Raw genomic sequence first — 16,102 nt, 5'->3', positions numbered from 1 at the left:
TCGGAGCGTCAGCGTCCGCGTGGCCGTCCGGCGCGTGAGCATGGACGTCACGCGGATCCGGCGGGGGGACCGGTCAGCGTCCCGCCAGGCCTGCGCCGCTGCGCCGGGCTGAGCATGGCAGCGGACCGGGGACCGCCTCCGAGGGTCAGCGCTCGGCCGCCGGCCCGAGCACGGGCTTGACGTCGAGCAGTGGCGTGCCGTCGACGGCCTCGAGGCCACCGACCCGGAGGCTCCTGCCGTCGATCGCCAGGATCTCGACCTCGTGCAGCCCGATCGGGTTGGGACGGTCGGGGGACCGCGTGCCGAACACCCCCTGCAGCGGCCGCGAGGGATCGCTGCGCGGGTGCACGGCCAGCACGTCGCGCCGCGCGCGGTGCAGCCACGTCAGCAGCACGACGCGGTCGCCGGGACGCAGGCCGGCGAGGCCCTCGGCGACCTCGTCGGCGAAGTCCAGCCAGGCGCCGGGCGCTCCCTCGTCGCCCTGGCGCGGCGCGTGGTCGAGGTCGACGAGGTCGGAGCGCACGCGGCCGACCGGCCGGCAGGACACGGCGTCGTGGTCGGCGGGCATGGGTGGGTGTGGCGGACCCTACGTCCCGCAGAACGTCCGGAACGCGCCCGCGAACGCGGCGGGCGCCGGCTCGGCGTAGCGGCCCAGGCCCTCGCGCTCCTCGAACGGTCGGGTGACGGCGTCCACCAGCGTCTCGAAGGGCGCCAGGTCCCCGGCGGTCGCCGCGGCCAGCGCCTCCTCGACGAGGTGGTTGCGCGGGACGTACACCGGGTTGACGGCGTCCAGCGCGCGGGCGGTCGCGACGGCGTCGGCGCCCTGCGCCGCCAGCGCCGCGCGCCAGCGCGACGCCCAGGCGTCGAAGGCGCCCGGCTCGGGGGCGAACGCCGCGTGGGCCGGCGCGTCGTCGCCGCGCGCCGCGGCGCTCAGCGCGCGGAACGCCGAGGTCATGTCGGCGCGCTGGTCCTGCGCGAGGGCCAGCAGGTCGTCGCCGAGCCCGTCGGCGACGCCGCCGTCCGGCTCGCCCGCCAGCCCGAGCTTGGCCCGCATCCCCGTGCGCCAGTGTGCGTCGAAGCGGGCGGGGAACGCCTGGAGGATCTCGTTCGCCGCCGGGATGGCGTCCTCGGCCTCCCCCGAGAGGGGTGCGAGCAGCGCCTCGGCGAGCCGCGCGAGGTTCCAGTGGGCGATCTGCGGCTGGTTGCCGTAGGCGTAGCGGCCGGCGTGGTCGATGGAGCTGAAGACCGTGCGCGGGTCGAAGGCATCCATGAACGCGCACGGGCCGTAGTCGATCGTCTCGCCCGAGATCGTCATGTTGTCGGTGTTCATCACGCCGTGGATGAACCCCACGAGCATCCAGCGCGCCACGAGCGCGGCCTGCGCCTCGGCCACCCGCTCCAGCAGCGCCAGCGCGGGCACCTCGGCCTCGGCCGCCTCGGGGTGGTGGCGGGCGATCGCGTGGGCGAGCAGGCGCTGCGACAGGCCGGGGTCGCCGGAGCGCGCGGCGTACTCGAACGTGCCGACGCGCAGGTGGCTGGCCGCCACGCGCGTGAGCATCGCGCCGGGCAGGCGCGTCTCGCGCCGAACGCCCTCGCCGGTCGCCACGACGGCCAGCGCGCGCGTCGTCGGGATGCCCAGCGCGTGCATCGCCTCCCCGACGACGTACTCGCGCAGCATGGGCCCGACCGCGGCCTTGCCGTCGCCGCCGCGCGCGAACGGCGTGCGACCCGAGCCCTTGACGTGCAGGTCGCGCCGCCGGCCGTGGACGTCGTGCACCTCGCCGAGCAGGAGCGCCCGCCCGTCGCCCAGGCGCGGCGAGTAGCCGCCGAACTGGTGGCCGGCGTAGGCCTGCGCCAGCGGCGTCGCGCCCGCGGGCACCGCGTTGCCGGCCAGCACGGCGACGCCCTCGGGCGCGGCCAGCGCTCCGGCGTCGAGCCCCAGCTCGGCGGCGAGCGCCGTGTTGAGCGCCAGCAGCCGCGGCGCCGGCGACCCGGCCGGCTGCCACGGCACGTACAGGCCCTCGAGATCCCGCGCATAGGAGTCGTCGAACGTGAAGAGCGGCGGCGGGGCGACGGTCACACCTCCGAGGCTAGCCGCGCGGCGCGGCGCCCGGGCGACCTCGCGTCCGAGCGGCCGGCGCGGGCGCGGCCCGGACGAGGGGTGACCGTATGATCGGGCCACGGCGGACGCGGCAGGAGGCAGGCGGATGACCGACGACCAGGGGACACCGGCCGGCGGCCGGCCGGGTGAGCTCGACGCCATCGTGGTGGGCGCCGGGTTCGCGGGGCTGTACATGCTGCACCGGCTGCGGGGCCTGGGCCTGCGCGTGCGGGTCTTCGAGCGCGGCGACGGCGTCGGCGGCACGTGGTACTGGAACCGCTACCCGGGCGCGCGCTGCGACGTCGACAGCATCGACTACTCCTTCTCCTTCGACGAAGATCTCCAGCAGGAGTGGGTCTGGACGGAGCGCTTCGCGCGCCAGGACGAGATCCTGCGCTACGCCGAGCACGTCGCCGACCGTTTCGGCCTGCGCGCCGACATCCGCCTCGGGACGACCGTGACCGCCGCCACGTGGGACGACCGGGCGGGCTCCTGGGAGGTCGCCACCGACCGCGGCGACCTCTGCCGCGCACGCTGGTGCATCATGGCCACGGGCGCCCTGTCGGCGCCCAAGGACCCCGAGTTCGAAGGCCTGGAGTCGTTCCGCGGCGTCTGGTACCAGACCGGCCGCTGGCCGCAGGAGGGCGTCCGGCTCGCGGGCCGCCGCGTCGGCGTGATCGGCACGGGGTCGACCGGCATCCAGCTCATCACGGAGATCGCGCCGCAGGTCGCCCACCTCGACGTGTTCCAGCGCACCCCGAACTTCAGCGTGCCGCAGGGCAACCGCCCGCTGGACCCCGGCTACCAGGAGCGCGTCAAGACCGACTACCCGCGGGGGCGCGAGGACGCCCGCTCCTCGCGCAACGGCGTGATGCGCACGCTGGACTTCCCCGAGCCCGGCCACGGCGTCCGCCCCATCCAGTCCGCCGAGCCGGCGCCCCGCGACGACCCCGAGGCGATGCGCTCAGAGCTCGAGCGCCGCTGGGCGTTCGGCGGCGCGAACATCGTGACCACGGCGTACGCCGACGTGATCGTGCACCCCGACACCAACGCCGTCGTGGCCGACTTCGTGCGCGACAAGATCCGCGCCACCGTGCACGACCAGGCCGTCGCCGAGGCGCTGCTGCCCCACGATCACCCGATCGCCACGAAGCGCATCTGCGCCGACTCGGGGTACTACGCGACGTTCAACCGCGACAACGTCACGCTCGTCGACCTGCGCCGCACGCCGATCGAGACGATCGTGCCCGAGGGCATCCGCACCACGGAGCGCACGCACCCGCTCGACGTCATCGTGTTCGCCACGGGCTTCGACGCGATGACGGGAGCGCTGCTGGCGATGGACCTGCGCGGCCGCGACGGCGTGCGGCTGCGCGAGTGCTGGGCCGCCGGCCCGCAGACCTACCTCGGGCTGGCGATAGCGGGCTTCCCGAACCTGTTCACGATCACCGGGCCGGCGAGCCCGTCCGTGCTGAGCAACGTCATCACCTCGATCGAGCAGCACGTGGACTGGATCGCCGGCTGCATCGCGCACGCCCGCGACCGGGGCGTCTCCGAGGTCGAGGCGACGCCGGAGGCCCAGGAGCGCTGGATGGAGCACGTCGCCGCGCTGGCCGACGGGACGCTGTTCCCCCGGGCCGACTCCTGGTACATGGGCGCCAACGTGCCGGGCAAGCCCCGCGTCATGCTCCCCTACGTCGGCGGCGTCGGCACCTATCGCGACGTGTGCGACGAGGTCGCCGCGGCGAGCTACGAGGGCTTCGCGCTCGACGGGCGCGTGGCGGCGGCGGCCGCCGCGGTCACCCCTCCCCCGCCCCGCTGAAGTCCGACTCCGACAGGTCGCGGCGCCCGGCGACCTCGCGGCCGAAGCGCAGCATGTCGGCGGGCGGCTTGAGGTACATCTGGCGGCGGCTGACGCCCATCGCCGCGGTCGCGTGCAGGCGGGCGAGCATGTCGGCGTAGGTGAACAGCACGGCCATGGAGTCCATGACCGTCGCGCCGCCGACGGCGCTGGTGCCCTGCCGGTACAGGAACTCGTTGAGGACCCCGTCGCCCGGCACGATGACCTCGGCGCCGAGGTCGAACGCCCGCGCGCAGGCACGCTCGAAGCCCTCGGCCACCGGTGCGGTCGCGTCGCCCTCGGCCTCCAGGGTGTACTCGTCGATCGGCGGGTCCATCGCGACGATCCCGGCGAGGCGGCGCCGCAGCCCGTACTGCTCGCACAGGTCGTCGAGGTTGACGCTCTCGTCGCCGCACAGCGTCACGACCGCGAACCGGCGGCCGTAGGAGCAGGCGACGAGCATGCACGTCTCGGCGAGGCTGACCACCGGGATGTCGACGAGCGAGCGCGCGGCGCGCAGCGCGGGATCGAAGAAGCACCCGATCGCGACCGCGTCGAACCCCTCGCGCTCGGCGGCCAGGGCCGCCTCGCACACCTGGTCCTCGTTGAGCGCCTCGAGGTAGCGGTACTTGATGGCGTCGATCGGCGTGAAGTCGTCGCCGTAGGTGCCCGGCCGCAGCCCGTGGACCGCGACGCTGCCGCGGTCGCCCATGACCCGGACGGCGTGCTGCTCCAGCGTGCGCCGGTACAGCGGCATCCGCGACAGGTCGGTGAAGCTCTGGTGCCAGATCCGCGTCACGGCGCCGGCGCCGGTGAGGACCGCGCCGCATGCGCGCCGGCCAGGCGCCCGAAGACCGCGCCGCGCAGGACCGACGTCGACCCGACGTAGGTGCCGTGGTACATGCCGATGACCTCGCCCGCCGCGTAGAGGCCGCGCATGACCTGCCCGTCACCGCCGACGACCTGCGCCGAGGACGTGACCTGCACGCCGCCGAAGGAGAAGACGTTGGCGCAGGAGATCGGGTAGGCGCGGAACGGCGGCGTGTCGATCGTGCGCGCCCAGTTGGACTTCGGCGGGTCCAGACCGGCGGTGGCGCGCCCGTCGACGGCCAGCGGCGCGAAGTCCCCGCCCGTCGGGCACGCGGCGTTGTACTCGGCGATCGTCGCGGCCAGCGCGTCGGCCGGCAGGCCGAGGGCGGCGGCCAGCGCGTCGAGCGAGCCCGCCGTGATCGCCGGCTGGTCGGTGCGGATCGCCACCCGGTAGTTCGGCACGTCCTCGATCTTCTCGTCGAGGATGACGTAGGCCATGCCGCCCGACTGCTCGAGGATGCGGCGGGTGATCGCCTCGTAGGTCGCGTCGACGGTGCCCGGCGCCTCGTCGACGAAGCGCCGGCCCTCGCGGTTGACCAGCAGGCCGTAGGGGAAGACGAACAGCGCCGGCTCGGCCAGGCCGGAGCGCGGGTCGATGGGCTCGGCGTGGAAGAGCCGGTAGTTGCCGGCCGCCGCGGCCCCGGCGTCGAGCGCCATCTGGATGCCCTCGCCGCGATCGTAGTAGCCGCCGCGGGCGATCGGGCGCACGTAGGCCGCGCGGTCGACGTAGCGGGCCATCATCTCGTCGTTGCCCTGGAAGCCGCCGCAGGCGAGGATGACGGCGTCCGCGCGGACCTCGAGCGGCCTGCCGTCGGCGCGGCGCGCTCGCAGTCCCCCGATCGTCCCGTCGTCGCGCTCGACCAGCGAGCGCGCCGTCGTCTCGAACGCGAACCGCAGCGACCGCGCGTCGGCCGCGGCGGTGAGCGCCTCCACGAGCGCCAGGCCGCCGCCGACCGGCATGAGCCGGGTGGTCGACGTCGTGATGAACGGCGTCGCCAGCGACTCGAAGCGCAGGCCGAAGGTCTCCAGCCACTGCAGCGTCGGGCCGGCCTCCTGGGCGAAGCGCTCGATGAGCGCCGGCGTCGTGAAGTTCAGGGCGCGGACGAGCGGGTGCCACTCGGCCTCCTCGCCGAGCGTGGCCATGGCCAGGGCCGGGTCGATGTGGTGGCCGGGCTCGTCGCCGAGGCGGTCCTCGAAGTCGTCGGAGGCCTCGGCCACCGACTTCATCCGCAGGAACGCCTCCGTGTAGCGCGTGTTGCCGCCGTGCTCCCCGCGGGCGGCGCGCTCGACGACGACCACGTCGGCGCCGCCGTCGGAGGCCGACAGCGCGGCGCTCAGGCCCGCGATGCCCGTGCCGACGACGACGACGTCGCACTCGAGGAACTCCATGGGTCCCTCCCGCTCCTAGCCCGTGACGGCGTCGAGGCGCTGCCCGAGGCCGTCGGTGTCGATGACCTCGGCGAACAGCGGGATCGTCTGGGTGATCGCGTGCTCGTGCAGGCCCTGGTCCGGCGCGGTGCAGCCGTCGCCGAGCACCACGACCTCAAAGCCGCGGTCGGCCGCCTCGCGCGCGGCGGACTCCACCGCCAGGTGCGTCGCGATCCCGGCCAGGAACAGGGTGCGCGCGCCGCGGACGCGCAGCGCGCGCTCCAGCGTCGTGGAGGCGAACGCGGCGACCGAGCCCTTGGAGAACACGGGCTCGCCGTCGGCCGGCGCGACCTCGGTGCAGAACTCGGAGGCCGCGGAGCCCAGCAGGAAGCGGCCGGCGGCCTCGTGGTCGTCGAAGCGCGGCGTCCGGTTGGTCCGGTTGGCGTGGCCGGCCTCGAACGCGACGCGCACGTGGGCGACCGTGAGGCCGCGCGCGCGGGCGGTGGCCAGCGCGGCGGCGGCCTTGTCCAGGACCCCGTGCTCGGCGACCGCGGCCGCCAGCGGCGGTGGGTCGGCGGCGTCGGGGATCGCGGTCAGCCCCTGCTGGAAGTCCAGCAGCACGAGCGCCGCGGGGACCGTCGTCGGGTTCACCATGCAGACCAGCCTCCGTCGATGTAGATGACCTGTCCCGTCACGTAGCGCGCGGCGTCGGACGCCAGCCACACGACGGCCCCGGCGAGGTCGGTCGCGGGCTCGCCGAGCCGGCCCAGCAGCGTCCGCTGCGCGAAGTGCTCCAGCCGGTCCGGGTCGTCGGCCAGCGGCTGGGTCATCTGCGTGGGGAAGAAGACGCCGGGCGCCAGGCAGTTGACCGTCACGCCCGCGCCGCCCCACTCGGCGGCCAGCCCGCGCGTCAGGTTGGCCACGCCGGCCTTGGACGCGTAGTAGGCGGGCTCGGGGACCGGGCCCACGATCGAGGCGTAGACCGACGACGTCGTGATGATCGCCCCGGCGCCGCGGTCCACCATGCCGCGCGCGGCCGCCCGGGCCACGAGCCACGTGCCCGTCAGGTTGACGTCGATGACGCGCTGCCAGTCGGCGACGTCGGTCTCGAACGACGGGCGGCGCATCATCACGCCGGCGTGGTGGACCAGGACGTCGATGCGCCCGTGGCGCTCGAGCACCTGCGCGATCGCCGCCTCGACGGCCTCCTCGGAGGTCACGTCGAACGCGACGGTCCCGGCCACGGCGCCGTGCTCGCGCACAGCGTCGGCGGTGGCCTGCAGCTCGCCGGCGCGCGCGGGCACGTCGGCGGCCACGACCTCCGCGCCGTGCCGGGCCAGCCCCACGGCGGAGTGGTGGCCCAGGCCGCCCGGCGCGGCGCCGGTCACGAGCGCCACCCGCCCTCCGAGGTCGAACAGGCCGCGCGGCCCGCCGGCGGTCATCGGCCCTGCTCCACCGCCAGGTAGCGGTCGTCCAGGGCGACGTAGTCCTCCAGCCCGATGAGCTCCTCGCGGTCGGCGAACGTCACCATCCGGTCGGCCAGGCTCGCCGTCGAGCCCTCGGCCAGCAGCGTGCGGGCGGCGTCCTGCATCGCGGCGATCGCGGCGCGCTGCAGGTCGGAGGGGACGATCATGAGCGCGTAGCCCAGCTCCTGCAGCCGGGCCGCGCCGACGAGCGGGGTCTTGCCGCCGGCGAACATGTTGATGAGCAGCGGGACGTCGAGTGCGGAGGCGATCGTCTCGATCTCGGCCTCGCTCTGCGGCGCCTCGACGAAGAGCATGTCGGCGCCCGCGGCGGCGTAGGCCCGGGCGCGCTCGATCGCGGCGTCCAGGCCCTCGTCGGCCCGGGCGTCGGTGCGGGCGATGACGAGCAGGTCGGGGTCGGTGCGGGCCTCGAGCGCGGCGCGCAGGCGCGCGACCATGACCGCGGGCTCGACGAGCGTCTTGCCCTCGTAGTGGCCGCAGCGCTTCGTGATGGCCTGGTCCTCGAGGTGGAACCCGGCGACGCCGATGCGCTCGAACTCGCGGACGGTGCGCGCGACGTTGAGGTTGCCGCCGTAGCCCGTGTCGATGTCGGCGATGACGGGCACCGAGACGGCGTCGACGATCTGTCGCGTGCGGTCCAGGACCTCGGTCATCGTCATGAGCCCGATGTCCGGGACCCCGGTGCTGCGCGAGATCGCGCCGCCGCTGGCGTAGACGACCCCGAACCCGGCCTGCTCGGCGACCCTGGCCGACAGGCCGTCGAAGACGCCGGGGGCGACCACGAGCCTGCCCGCCCCGATCCGGCCGCGCAGGGCGCGGCGGGGCCCGGGGACGCCGGCGCCGCGCTCACGCCGCCGCCGGTCCGAGGGCCAGCGCGCCGGCGACGACGTCGGCGATGGGCACGCCCGTGTCCCCGAGGCGACCCGCTCCATCAGCCCGGCCGCGAACCCGTGCGCGTCGCCGCCGACGCCGACCTCGGCCAGGGTGGCGGCGAACGCGGCCGCGGCGTGCGGCGCGTCGCGGAAGAAGACCTCACGCGGCAGCTCCGACGTCTCGCAGGCCAGCTCCTCTCCGTCCTCGGTGACCACGACGACCTTGCCGTCGAGGTAGCCGTAGTCGTGCTCGGGCGCGATCGCCACCTTCTCGACCAGGGCGAGGATCTCCGGGTCCTTGAGCCCGGCGCCGTAGAGGTCGTAGGTGATCGCGCCGCGCGACAGGGCGGCGGCGACGCCGAATGGGGTGCTGGCGATCCCCTGCGTGGCCTTCGTGTACGGGCCGCGGTAGGCCGTGCCCGGGTAGGAGGCGAAGTGGGCGTTCTGGTGCACGCGCACCGCGGTGATCGCCGCCGGGTCGACCGGCGAGCGCCGGCGGAGGGCCAGCGCCGCGGAGATGACCGCGACGTTGTCGCCCAGCGCCGGGTAGGGCTTGCTCCAGACGGTGAGGATCGACGCCGGATCGGGCGCCTCGCGCAGCTCGTCGGGCGCGTCGATGCCGGCGAAGGCGCGGACGAAGCCCTTGGGGCTCTCGAAGATCGACGGCGACCCGTCGATCCCCTGCTGGGCGAGGATCGCGCCGAGCACGCCGCGCCACGCCGCGCTGCCGTTCTGGAAGCGCCAGTCCGAGGAGCCCGAGCCCACGGTGTCGATCAGGCCACCGGCGCTGGCCGCGGCGATCGCGGCGGCGTGGGCGGCCTGCGACCCGTCCAGGCCGAGCACCGTGGCGGCCGCGGCGGCCGCGGCGACCGGCCCGAGCGTCGGGCTGGCGCGGAAGGCGCGCGCGACGACCGCGGCCCCCACCTTCTCGCGCGCACCGAGCCAGTGCAGCACCGAGTAGCCCGACACGATGCCGCGCAGCGTCGCCTCCAGCGTCGCGCCGGTGGCCTCGGCCACGCAGACCGCGGCGGGCAGCACGAGCGACCCGGGGTGCGCCCAGGCGACCATGTCGGTGTCGTCCTGGAAGCGCGCGTGCACGGCGTAGCCGTTGAGCATCACGGCCTCCGACAGCGGCGCGCGGGCGCCGCCGGGCCACACGGAGCAGCCCTCGGAGCCGAGGGCCAGCAGCGGCGAGGCCAGCAGCGCGGCCGTCGTCCGCTCGGCCCCGGCGGCGATGCCGAGCGCCAGGCCGTCGAGGAGGCACGTGGCCGCCTTGGCGGCGACCTCGGGCGCGAGCGGCGTCGAGGCCGTGGCGGCGATGTGACGCCCGAGCCGGTCGCCGATGGAGCCGGAATCGGAGGGCATCGCGCCGATCCTATCCTCCGCCCTCGGGCGCCTGTCAACGAGCGGTTCCGCTGGCCTCGGCCGGTCCCGGGGGCGCCGGGACCGGCCGGCCGAGCCAGGGGCTCAGGTGGCGGTGATGTACCCGGCCATGAAGCCCGCGTGCTTCATCGCCCAGTCGTCGCAGGGCAGCTTGCAGTACCAGAAGAACCGACCGGACTTGGCGACCGTCAGCGTGTAGGTGTGGGTGCCGGGCTTGACGATGATGTCGACGCCGGCGGCGGGCGAGGTGATCGAGTGCGGCGCGTCGTCCTTGTTCGTGATGTTCAGCGTCAGCGGCTGGCCGGCCGTCACCGCGAAGTCCGTCTTGGAGTAGGAGTCGTGCATCTTGCCGTCGGGGCCCTTCTTGTTGCCGCCCGCGACGGTGAGCGAGATGGGTGCCGCGGCGGCGGCCGCCGGCGCGGGCGCGGTGACGGCCGCGGCGGGCGTGCGGACGACGACGGTGGTGGTGGGCCCGGCATGGCGGTCGACCATCGCGATCGTCGACATGGCCAGCGCGGCGAGGACCCCGAGGCCGCCGGCGGCGCCGAGCGCGACGCGGCCGAAGCGCTGCACGCCGGCGTCGAAGCGGCTCTGGTCCTGCTGCTCGGCGTCGGGCGACGTGCGTTGGCGCTCGGGGTCAGGGTCGAGGGCATGGTGACTCCACTTCAGGTTCGATCTCAGGGGGGTGATCCGCCTTCCAGGATCCCCTCCTGTGGCCTCCACTTCGTCCGTAGTCCACCGTCTGGTGGCTGCGGCCGACCACGGGCTTGCCATAGTCCGGCCATGCCCGCCGCGCGCACCACCCCCACCGAGGCCGACGCGCTCGTCGTCTTCGGCATCACCGGCGACCTCGCGCGCAAGATGACATTCCGCTCGCTGTACCGCCTGGAGCGCCGCGGGCTGCTCACCTGCCCGGTCGTCGGCGTCGCGTTCGACGACTGGACCGTCGAGCACCTCCGCGACCACGCCCGCGCGTCGATCGCGGCTGCCGGCGAGCGCGTGGACCCCAAGGTCTTCGCCCGGCTCGCCCGCCGGCTGTCCTACGTCGGCGGCGACTTCTCGGCACCGGAGACCTACGCCCGCGTCGCCGCGGCGCTTCACGGCGCGCGGCTGCCCGTCTTCTACCTCGAGGTGCCCCCGAACCTGTTCGGGACGGTCGTCGGCGGGCTGGGCGGGGCGGGGCTGCTGACGGCGCCGGCGCGGGTGGTCGTCGAGAAGCCCTTCGGCCATGACCTGGCCTCCGCACGGGCGCTGGCCGCCGAGCTGCACCGCCACGTCGACGAGTCCCGGCTGCTGCGCATCGACCACTTCCTCGGGAAGATGGGCCTGGACGAGATCCTCTACCTGCGCTTCGCCAACGCGATGCTCGAGCCGGTGTGGAACCGCCAGCACGTCGCGTGCGTGCAGATCACGATGGCCGAGCGCTTCGGCGTCCAGGACCGCGGGCACTTCTACGACCCCGTCGGCGCCCTGCGCGACGTCGTGGTCAACCACCTGATGCAGATCCTGGCGATGGCGGCCATGGAGCCGCCCGCGGGGCGCGACCCCGCGACGATCGACGAGGCCAAGCTCGCGGTGTTCCGGGCCATCCCCGACGCCGACCCCGACCGCTACGTCCGTGGCCAGTACACCGGCTACCGCGACATTCCGGGCGTCAGCGCGCGCTCGTCGACCGAGACCTACGCCGCGCTGCGCCTGGAGATCGACAACTGGCGCTGGAGCGGCGTGCCGTTCCTCATCCGCACGGGCAAGCGCCTGCCGGTCACCCAGACCGAGATGCGCGTCGTCTTCCGCCATCCGCCCCGCCTGGGCTTCCTGCCGGAGGACCATCGCCGTCCGGCGCCGAACCAGATCGTCGTCAAGATCGATCCGGCGACCGGCCTGCGCATGGTCCTCGACGCCCGCGGCGCCGGCGAGCCCGTCCCGCGGGAGATCGAGCTCGACATGGACTTCGCCGACCAGGGCGGCGAGGGGCCCACGCCCTACGAGGTCCTGCTCGCCGCCGCGCTGGCGGGCGACAGCACGCACTTCACCCGCCAGGACGGCGTGGAGGAGACGTGGCGGATCGTGCAGCCGCTGCTCGACGCGCCGCCCCGCCTGCACCCCTACGCGCCGGGCTCCTGGGGCCGAAGGCCGCCGACGCCCTCACGGCCGGGATCGGGCCGTGGCAGGGCCCGTGGCTGAAGGGCTGACCTAGGCCTCGACGGGCTGGGCGGCGGCGATGACCGCGCGCATCACGGGGTAGATCTCGCGGTCGAAGCGCGACCCGCTGAAGACGCCGTAGTGCCCGACGCCCTCCTGGAGATGGTGGTGGTGGTCGGCGGCGGCGACGCCGGTGCACAGGGCGTGCGCGGCCTCGGTCTGGCCGGGCGGGCACATCTCGTCCTTCTCGGCCTCGACGGTCAGCAGCGGGCACGTGATCTGCGACGGGTCGACGGTGCGGCCGCCCACGGTCAGCACGCCGCGGGCGAGGTCGTGCTCCATGAACACCGCGCGCGCGGTCTCCAGGTAGAACTCGGCGGCGATGTCGAGCACGGCGAAGTACTCGTCGTAGAACTCCTCGGTGCGGGCGGCCTGCTCGCGCCGGCCGCGGACGCTGTCGGCGAACAGCCCGGCGAACGCCTCGGCGTGGCGCCGCGGCGCCATGCTCATGAAGCCCACGACCTGCAGGAAGCCGGGGTACACGCGCCGGCCGGCCCCGCGGTGGGGCCAGGGGACCGTCGTGATCGCGCGCTTCTCGAGCTTGGCGAGCGACTGCTTCTCGCTGAACGCGTTGATCGGCCCGGGGTTGATGCGGGCATCGACCGGCCCCGACATGAGCGTCAGGCTGGCCGGGCGGGCCTCGTGGCCGTCCTCGGACATGAGCGCGGCCGCCGCGATCGCCGCGACGCAGGGCTGGCAGACGGCCACGAGGTGCGTGCCGGGGCCGATCGCGTCGAGGAAGTCGACGATGTGCAGGATGAACTCGTCCAGGCCGAAGCGGCCGGCGTCGCGCGGGACGTCGCGGGCGTTGTGCCAGTCGGCGACGTAGACGTCGTGGTCGGCCAGCATCGTCCGCACGGTGCCGCGCACCAGCGTCGCGAAGTGGCCGGCGAGCCCGGGCAGGATCAGCACGCGCGGCTGACCCTCGGCGCCGCGCTCCTTGACGAAGTGGCGCAGCGACCCGAACGGCGTGGAGACGACGGTCTCCTCCTGCACGCCCACCCGCCCGGCCGGCGTCTGGACCTCGTCGACGCGGAAGTCCGGACGCACATGGGTGAGCTGGAGCGCGGCGACGGTCGTCGACCACGCCTGCCCCGCGCGGACCCAGGGAGCACGTCCAGGCCCTCGGGGACGCGCCGGAACGCCTCGGCGCTGATGCCGGCCAGGCCGAAGAGCGGGGCCGTGAGGGCGCGGCGCGCCTCGTACGCGGGGTAGAGCATGCCGACACTCAAGCACTTCACCCGTCCGGGTGCCCTGTCGGATCAGCCAGGCCGACGGCGGATCCACCGAGGCGTAGAGTCGCGGGGACGGCCCTCGGGTAGACACACGCGGAAGGCAGGACGACGGATCCATGGCGACGCCCCCCACAGCCCCCGACGCTCACGACGGCCCGCCTCGGCGGCCGGGAAGGCCACGGGGAGAGCGCGGGCGGCCCGCAACGGGGACGGCGCCGCGGCGGAGGAGGCCGACGCGCGGTTCACGCGCCCGGCCCGCCAGGACGAGATCCCGGAGGACACGCTCGACGCGCTGGGCGGCGCCGAGGACATCGGCGGCGTGGAGTGGGGCGACCTCGCCCGGTCGCTGCTGTCGGCGCTGCTGCGCAGCGGCAAGCTGACCGCCGAGGGCCGCGACCTGGCCGTCGAGCTGGCCAAGGTCGCCGCGGGCCGCTCGGACATCGCGCCCGCCAAGGGCGACTGGCGCTTCAAGGACCCGGCGTGGAAGGACAACCCGGCCTACCGCCGCATCGCCCAGGCCTACCTGGCGGGCTCCGCCGCCCTCGAGCGCATCCCGGAGTCCGAGCGCCTGGACTGGCGCACCGCCGAGCGGGCGCGGATGGCCGTGACGCTGCTGACCAGCGCGGCGGCCCCACCAACACCCTGGCGGGCAACCCGGCGGCGCTCAAGCGGACGTTCGAGACCAGCGGCGCCAACCTCGTCCGCGGCGCGCGCAACTTCGTCCACGACGTGCGCCACAACGGTGGGCTGCCGTCCCAGGTCGACCTGCGGCCGTTCCGCGTCGGCGGCAACCTCGCCGTCACGCCGGGGCGCGTCGTCTACCGCGACGACGTGTGCGAGCTCATCCAGTACCAGCCGACGACGCCCGAGGTGCGCACCCGGCCGGTCCTGATGTTCCCGCCCCAGATCAACCGCTACTACTTCATGGACCTCGCGCCGAAGCGCAGCTTCATCGAGCACGCGGTCGGCCGGGGCATCCAGTTCTTCACGATCAGCTGGCGCAACCCGACGGCCGAGCAGTCCGACTGGGACCTCGACACCTACGTGACGACCTGCCTGCACGCGATCGACGCGGTGTGCGAGATCACCGGCAGCGACGACGTCGCCACGCTGGGCCTCTGCGCCGGCGGCATCACGATGTCGACGCTGCTGGCCACGATGGCCGCCAGGGGCGACGACCGCGTCAAGGCCGCGGCGTTCGGCGTCACGCTGCTGGACTTCGACGTGCCGGCCCCGCTGGGCATGCTCAGCTCCCGCCGCCTCCTGCGCGCCGCGCGCAAGGAGTCCAGCAAGAAGGGCGTGCTCGAGGGCGAGTCGCTGGCCAAGATCTTCGCCTGGCTGCGCCCGAACGACCTGGTGTGGAACTACTGGGTCAACAACTACCTGATGGGCAACGACCCGCCGACGTTCGACATCCTGGCGTGGAACAGCGACAGCACCCGGATGCCGGGCGCGCTGCACGCGCAGTTCCTCAAGGTCTTCGAGGACAACGTCCTCACCAAGCCGGGCGGGATCACCGTGCTCGGCGAGCCCGTCGACCTCAGCCGGATCACCTGCGACACCTACGTCACCGGCGCGCTGACCGACCACCTCACGCCGTGGCAGGGCTGCTACCGCACGACCCAGCTCGTCGACCCCGACAGCGACAGCACGTTCGTCCTGTCGAGCTCGGGCCACATCGCCAGCCTCGTCAACCCGCCCGGCAACCCGAAGGCCCGCATGTTCACCGGCCCGCGGCCGGGGCCCGACCCGCTGGAGTGGCGGGCGGCGGCCACCGAGCGCGTCGGGACGTGGTGGGAGCACTGGGCCGAGTGGATGATCGCCCGGGGCGGACCCGAGAAGCGCGCGCCGGCGCAGCTGGGCAGCCGCAGGCACCGCCCGGGCGACCCGGCCCCCGGCCAGTACGTGCACGGCCGCTGAGCGCCGTGGCCCCGCGACCCTCGACCGGCCCGCCGCCGGAGAGCCGGATGGTGCGCGTGGGCGACCTGCGGCTGCGCGTCTCCCGCCAGGGAGCGGGGCCGCCGCTGCTGCTCATCGGCGGCCTCGGGGCCAACCTCGAGATGTGGCGCCCGCTGCGCCGTCACCTCGGCGATCGGCACACGATCGCGTTCGACGCGCCGGGCACGGGCCGCTCGACGACGCCCCGGATCCCGCTGCGCATGCGCGCGCTGGCCCGGGTGGTCCGGGGCCTGCTCGACGAGCTCGGCGAGGACCGCGTCGACGTCCTGGGCTACTCGTTCGGCGGTGCGCTGGCCCAGCAGCTGGCCCACGACGCGCCCGCACGCGTCGGGCGCCTGATCCTGGCGGCGACGAACTCCGGCGCGGTGAGCGTCCCCGGCCGGCCGCTGTCGGTGGTGCACCTCATGTCGCCGCTGCGCTACCACTCGGCCGAGTACCTGCGCCGCGCCGTCCCGGTCATGGCGGGCGGCCGCACCGCGCGCGACCCCGAGGCCCTGCGCCGCCACACCGCCGACCGCCTCGTCGCGCCGCCGTCGCTGTGGGGCTACCAGTCGCAGATGTACGCCATGACGGGCTGGACCAGCGCGCTGTGGCTGCACCGGCTCCCCTGCCCCACGCTCGTGCTCAGCGGCGACGACGACCCGCTCGTGCCGCTCGCCAACGCGCGCTTCCTCGCCCGCCGCATCCCGGGCGCGCGGCTGCACATCGTGCCGGGCGGCGGCCACCTGTTCCTCATCGACCAGCCCGAGGACGCCGCCGACGTGATCACGCAGTTCCTCGCGGGCTGA

Annotated in this window: 12 protein-coding genes and 2 pseudogenes; 5 read left to right on the top strand and 9 right to left on the bottom strand. The window is 74.7% G+C overall.

Annotated features, from left to right (window positions below):
- Positions 1–145: 145 nt before the first annotated feature.
- Together tsaA and FSW04_RS10920 are read right to left on the bottom strand one after the other, a co-directional pair.
- Positions 146–568 (bottom strand): tRNA (N6-threonylcarbamoyladenosine(37)-N6)-methyltransferase TrmO, encoded by a 423-nt coding sequence (tsaA, locus tag FSW04_RS10925; RefSeq protein WP_146919160.1) that lies wholly within the window; start codon positions 566–568, stop codon positions 146–148.
- 18 nt (positions 569–586) lie between these two features.
- Complete coding sequence (locus tag FSW04_RS10920; RefSeq protein ID WP_228431139.1) at positions 587–2,080, bottom strand: protein adenylyltransferase SelO; 1,494 nt, start codon at positions 2,078–2,080, stop codon at positions 587–589.
- Between the two features lie 127 nt (positions 2,081–2,207).
- On the opposite strand from FSW04_RS10920, the gene FSW04_RS10915 reads away from it, so the two are divergent.
- Positions 2,208–3,923 (top strand): flavin-containing monooxygenase, encoded by a 1,716-nt coding sequence (locus FSW04_RS10915; protein ID WP_146919155.1) that lies wholly within the window; start codon positions 2,208–2,210, stop codon positions 3,921–3,923.
- On the opposite strand, the gene FSW04_RS10910 is transcribed toward FSW04_RS10915, so the two are convergent.
- From FSW04_RS10910 to FSW04_RS10885, 6 genes are all read right to left on the bottom strand, one after another.
- Complete coding sequence (locus FSW04_RS10910; RefSeq protein WP_146919153.1) at positions 3,901–4,740, bottom strand: aspartate/glutamate racemase family protein; 840 nt, start codon at positions 4,738–4,740, stop codon at positions 3,901–3,903. The two genes, FSW04_RS10915 and FSW04_RS10910, sit on opposite strands and share 23 nt — an antisense overlap.
- On the bottom strand, positions 4,737–6,200 hold the full coding sequence (locus tag FSW04_RS10905; protein ID WP_146919151.1) for an FAD-dependent oxidoreductase: 1,464 nt from the start codon (positions 6,198–6,200) through the stop codon (positions 4,737–4,739). Before FSW04_RS10905 ends, FSW04_RS10910 begins: the two co-directional genes overlap by 4 nt.
- Before the next feature lie 15 nt (positions 6,201–6,215).
- Positions 6,216–6,833, bottom strand: a complete 618-nt coding sequence (locus FSW04_RS10900; protein ID WP_146919148.1) for a cysteine hydrolase family protein — start codon at positions 6,831–6,833, stop codon at positions 6,216–6,218.
- Complete coding sequence (locus FSW04_RS10895) at positions 6,827–7,621, bottom strand: SDR family NAD(P)-dependent oxidoreductase (protein WP_146919146.1); 795 nt, start codon at positions 7,619–7,621, stop codon at positions 6,827–6,829. Before FSW04_RS10895 ends, FSW04_RS10900 begins: the two co-directional genes overlap by 7 nt.
- Positions 7,618–9,900 carry an isocitrate lyase/phosphoenolpyruvate mutase family protein gene (locus FSW04_RS10890; protein ID WP_146919144.1) on the bottom strand — a complete coding sequence of 761 codons (2,283 nt, stop codon included), beginning with the start codon at positions 9,898–9,900 and terminating at the stop codon, positions 7,618–7,620. Before FSW04_RS10890 ends, FSW04_RS10895 begins: the two co-directional genes overlap by 4 nt.
- 102 nt (positions 9,901–10,002) lie before the next feature.
- The gene (locus tag FSW04_RS10885) at positions 10,003–10,641 is read right to left on the bottom strand and encodes a cupredoxin domain-containing protein (protein ID WP_146919142.1); all 639 of its coding nucleotides are present in this window, start codon (positions 10,639–10,641) and stop codon (positions 10,003–10,005) included.
- 60 nt (positions 10,642–10,701) lie between these two features.
- Here FSW04_RS10885 and zwf point away from each other — a divergent pair.
- Positions 10,702–12,110, top strand: a pseudogene (gene zwf, locus FSW04_RS10880) (glucose-6-phosphate dehydrogenase).
- Between the two features lies 1 nt (position 12,111).
- On the opposite strand, the gene phaZ reads toward zwf, so the two are convergent.
- Positions 12,112–13,170, bottom strand: coding sequence for a polyhydroxyalkanoate depolymerase (gene phaZ, locus FSW04_RS10875; protein ID WP_321167695.1), 1,059 nt, complete (start codon positions 13,168–13,170; stop codon positions 12,112–12,114).
- 168 nt (positions 13,171–13,338) lie between these two features.
- On the opposite strand from phaZ, the pseudogene FSW04_RS28450 reads away from it, so the two are divergent.
- The 3 genes and pseudogenes from FSW04_RS28450 to FSW04_RS10865 all read left to right on the top strand — a co-directional run.
- Positions 13,339–14,255, top strand: a pseudogene (locus tag FSW04_RS28450) (hypothetical protein); the annotation flags it as partial.
- Positions 14,247–15,275, top strand: a complete 1,029-nt coding sequence (locus tag FSW04_RS28445; RefSeq protein ID WP_407652983.1) for a PHA/PHB synthase family protein — start codon at positions 14,247–14,249, stop codon at positions 15,273–15,275. The pseudogene FSW04_RS28450 and the gene FSW04_RS28445, both read left to right, overlap by 9 nt.
- 5 nt (positions 15,276–15,280) lie before the next feature.
- Positions 15,281–16,102: an alpha/beta fold hydrolase gene (locus FSW04_RS10865; RefSeq protein WP_146919137.1), complete on the top strand. Its 822-nt coding sequence runs from the start codon at positions 15,281–15,283 to the stop codon at positions 16,100–16,102.

Origin of the sequence: Baekduia soli (assembly GCF_007970665.1) — a bacterium.
Taxonomy (GTDB): Bacteria; Actinomycetota; Thermoleophilia; order Solirubrobacterales; family Solirubrobacteraceae; genus Baekduia; species Baekduia soli.
Note: the sequence above shows the minus strand (reverse complement) of the source record. Positions and strands in the feature narration are given on the sequence as shown.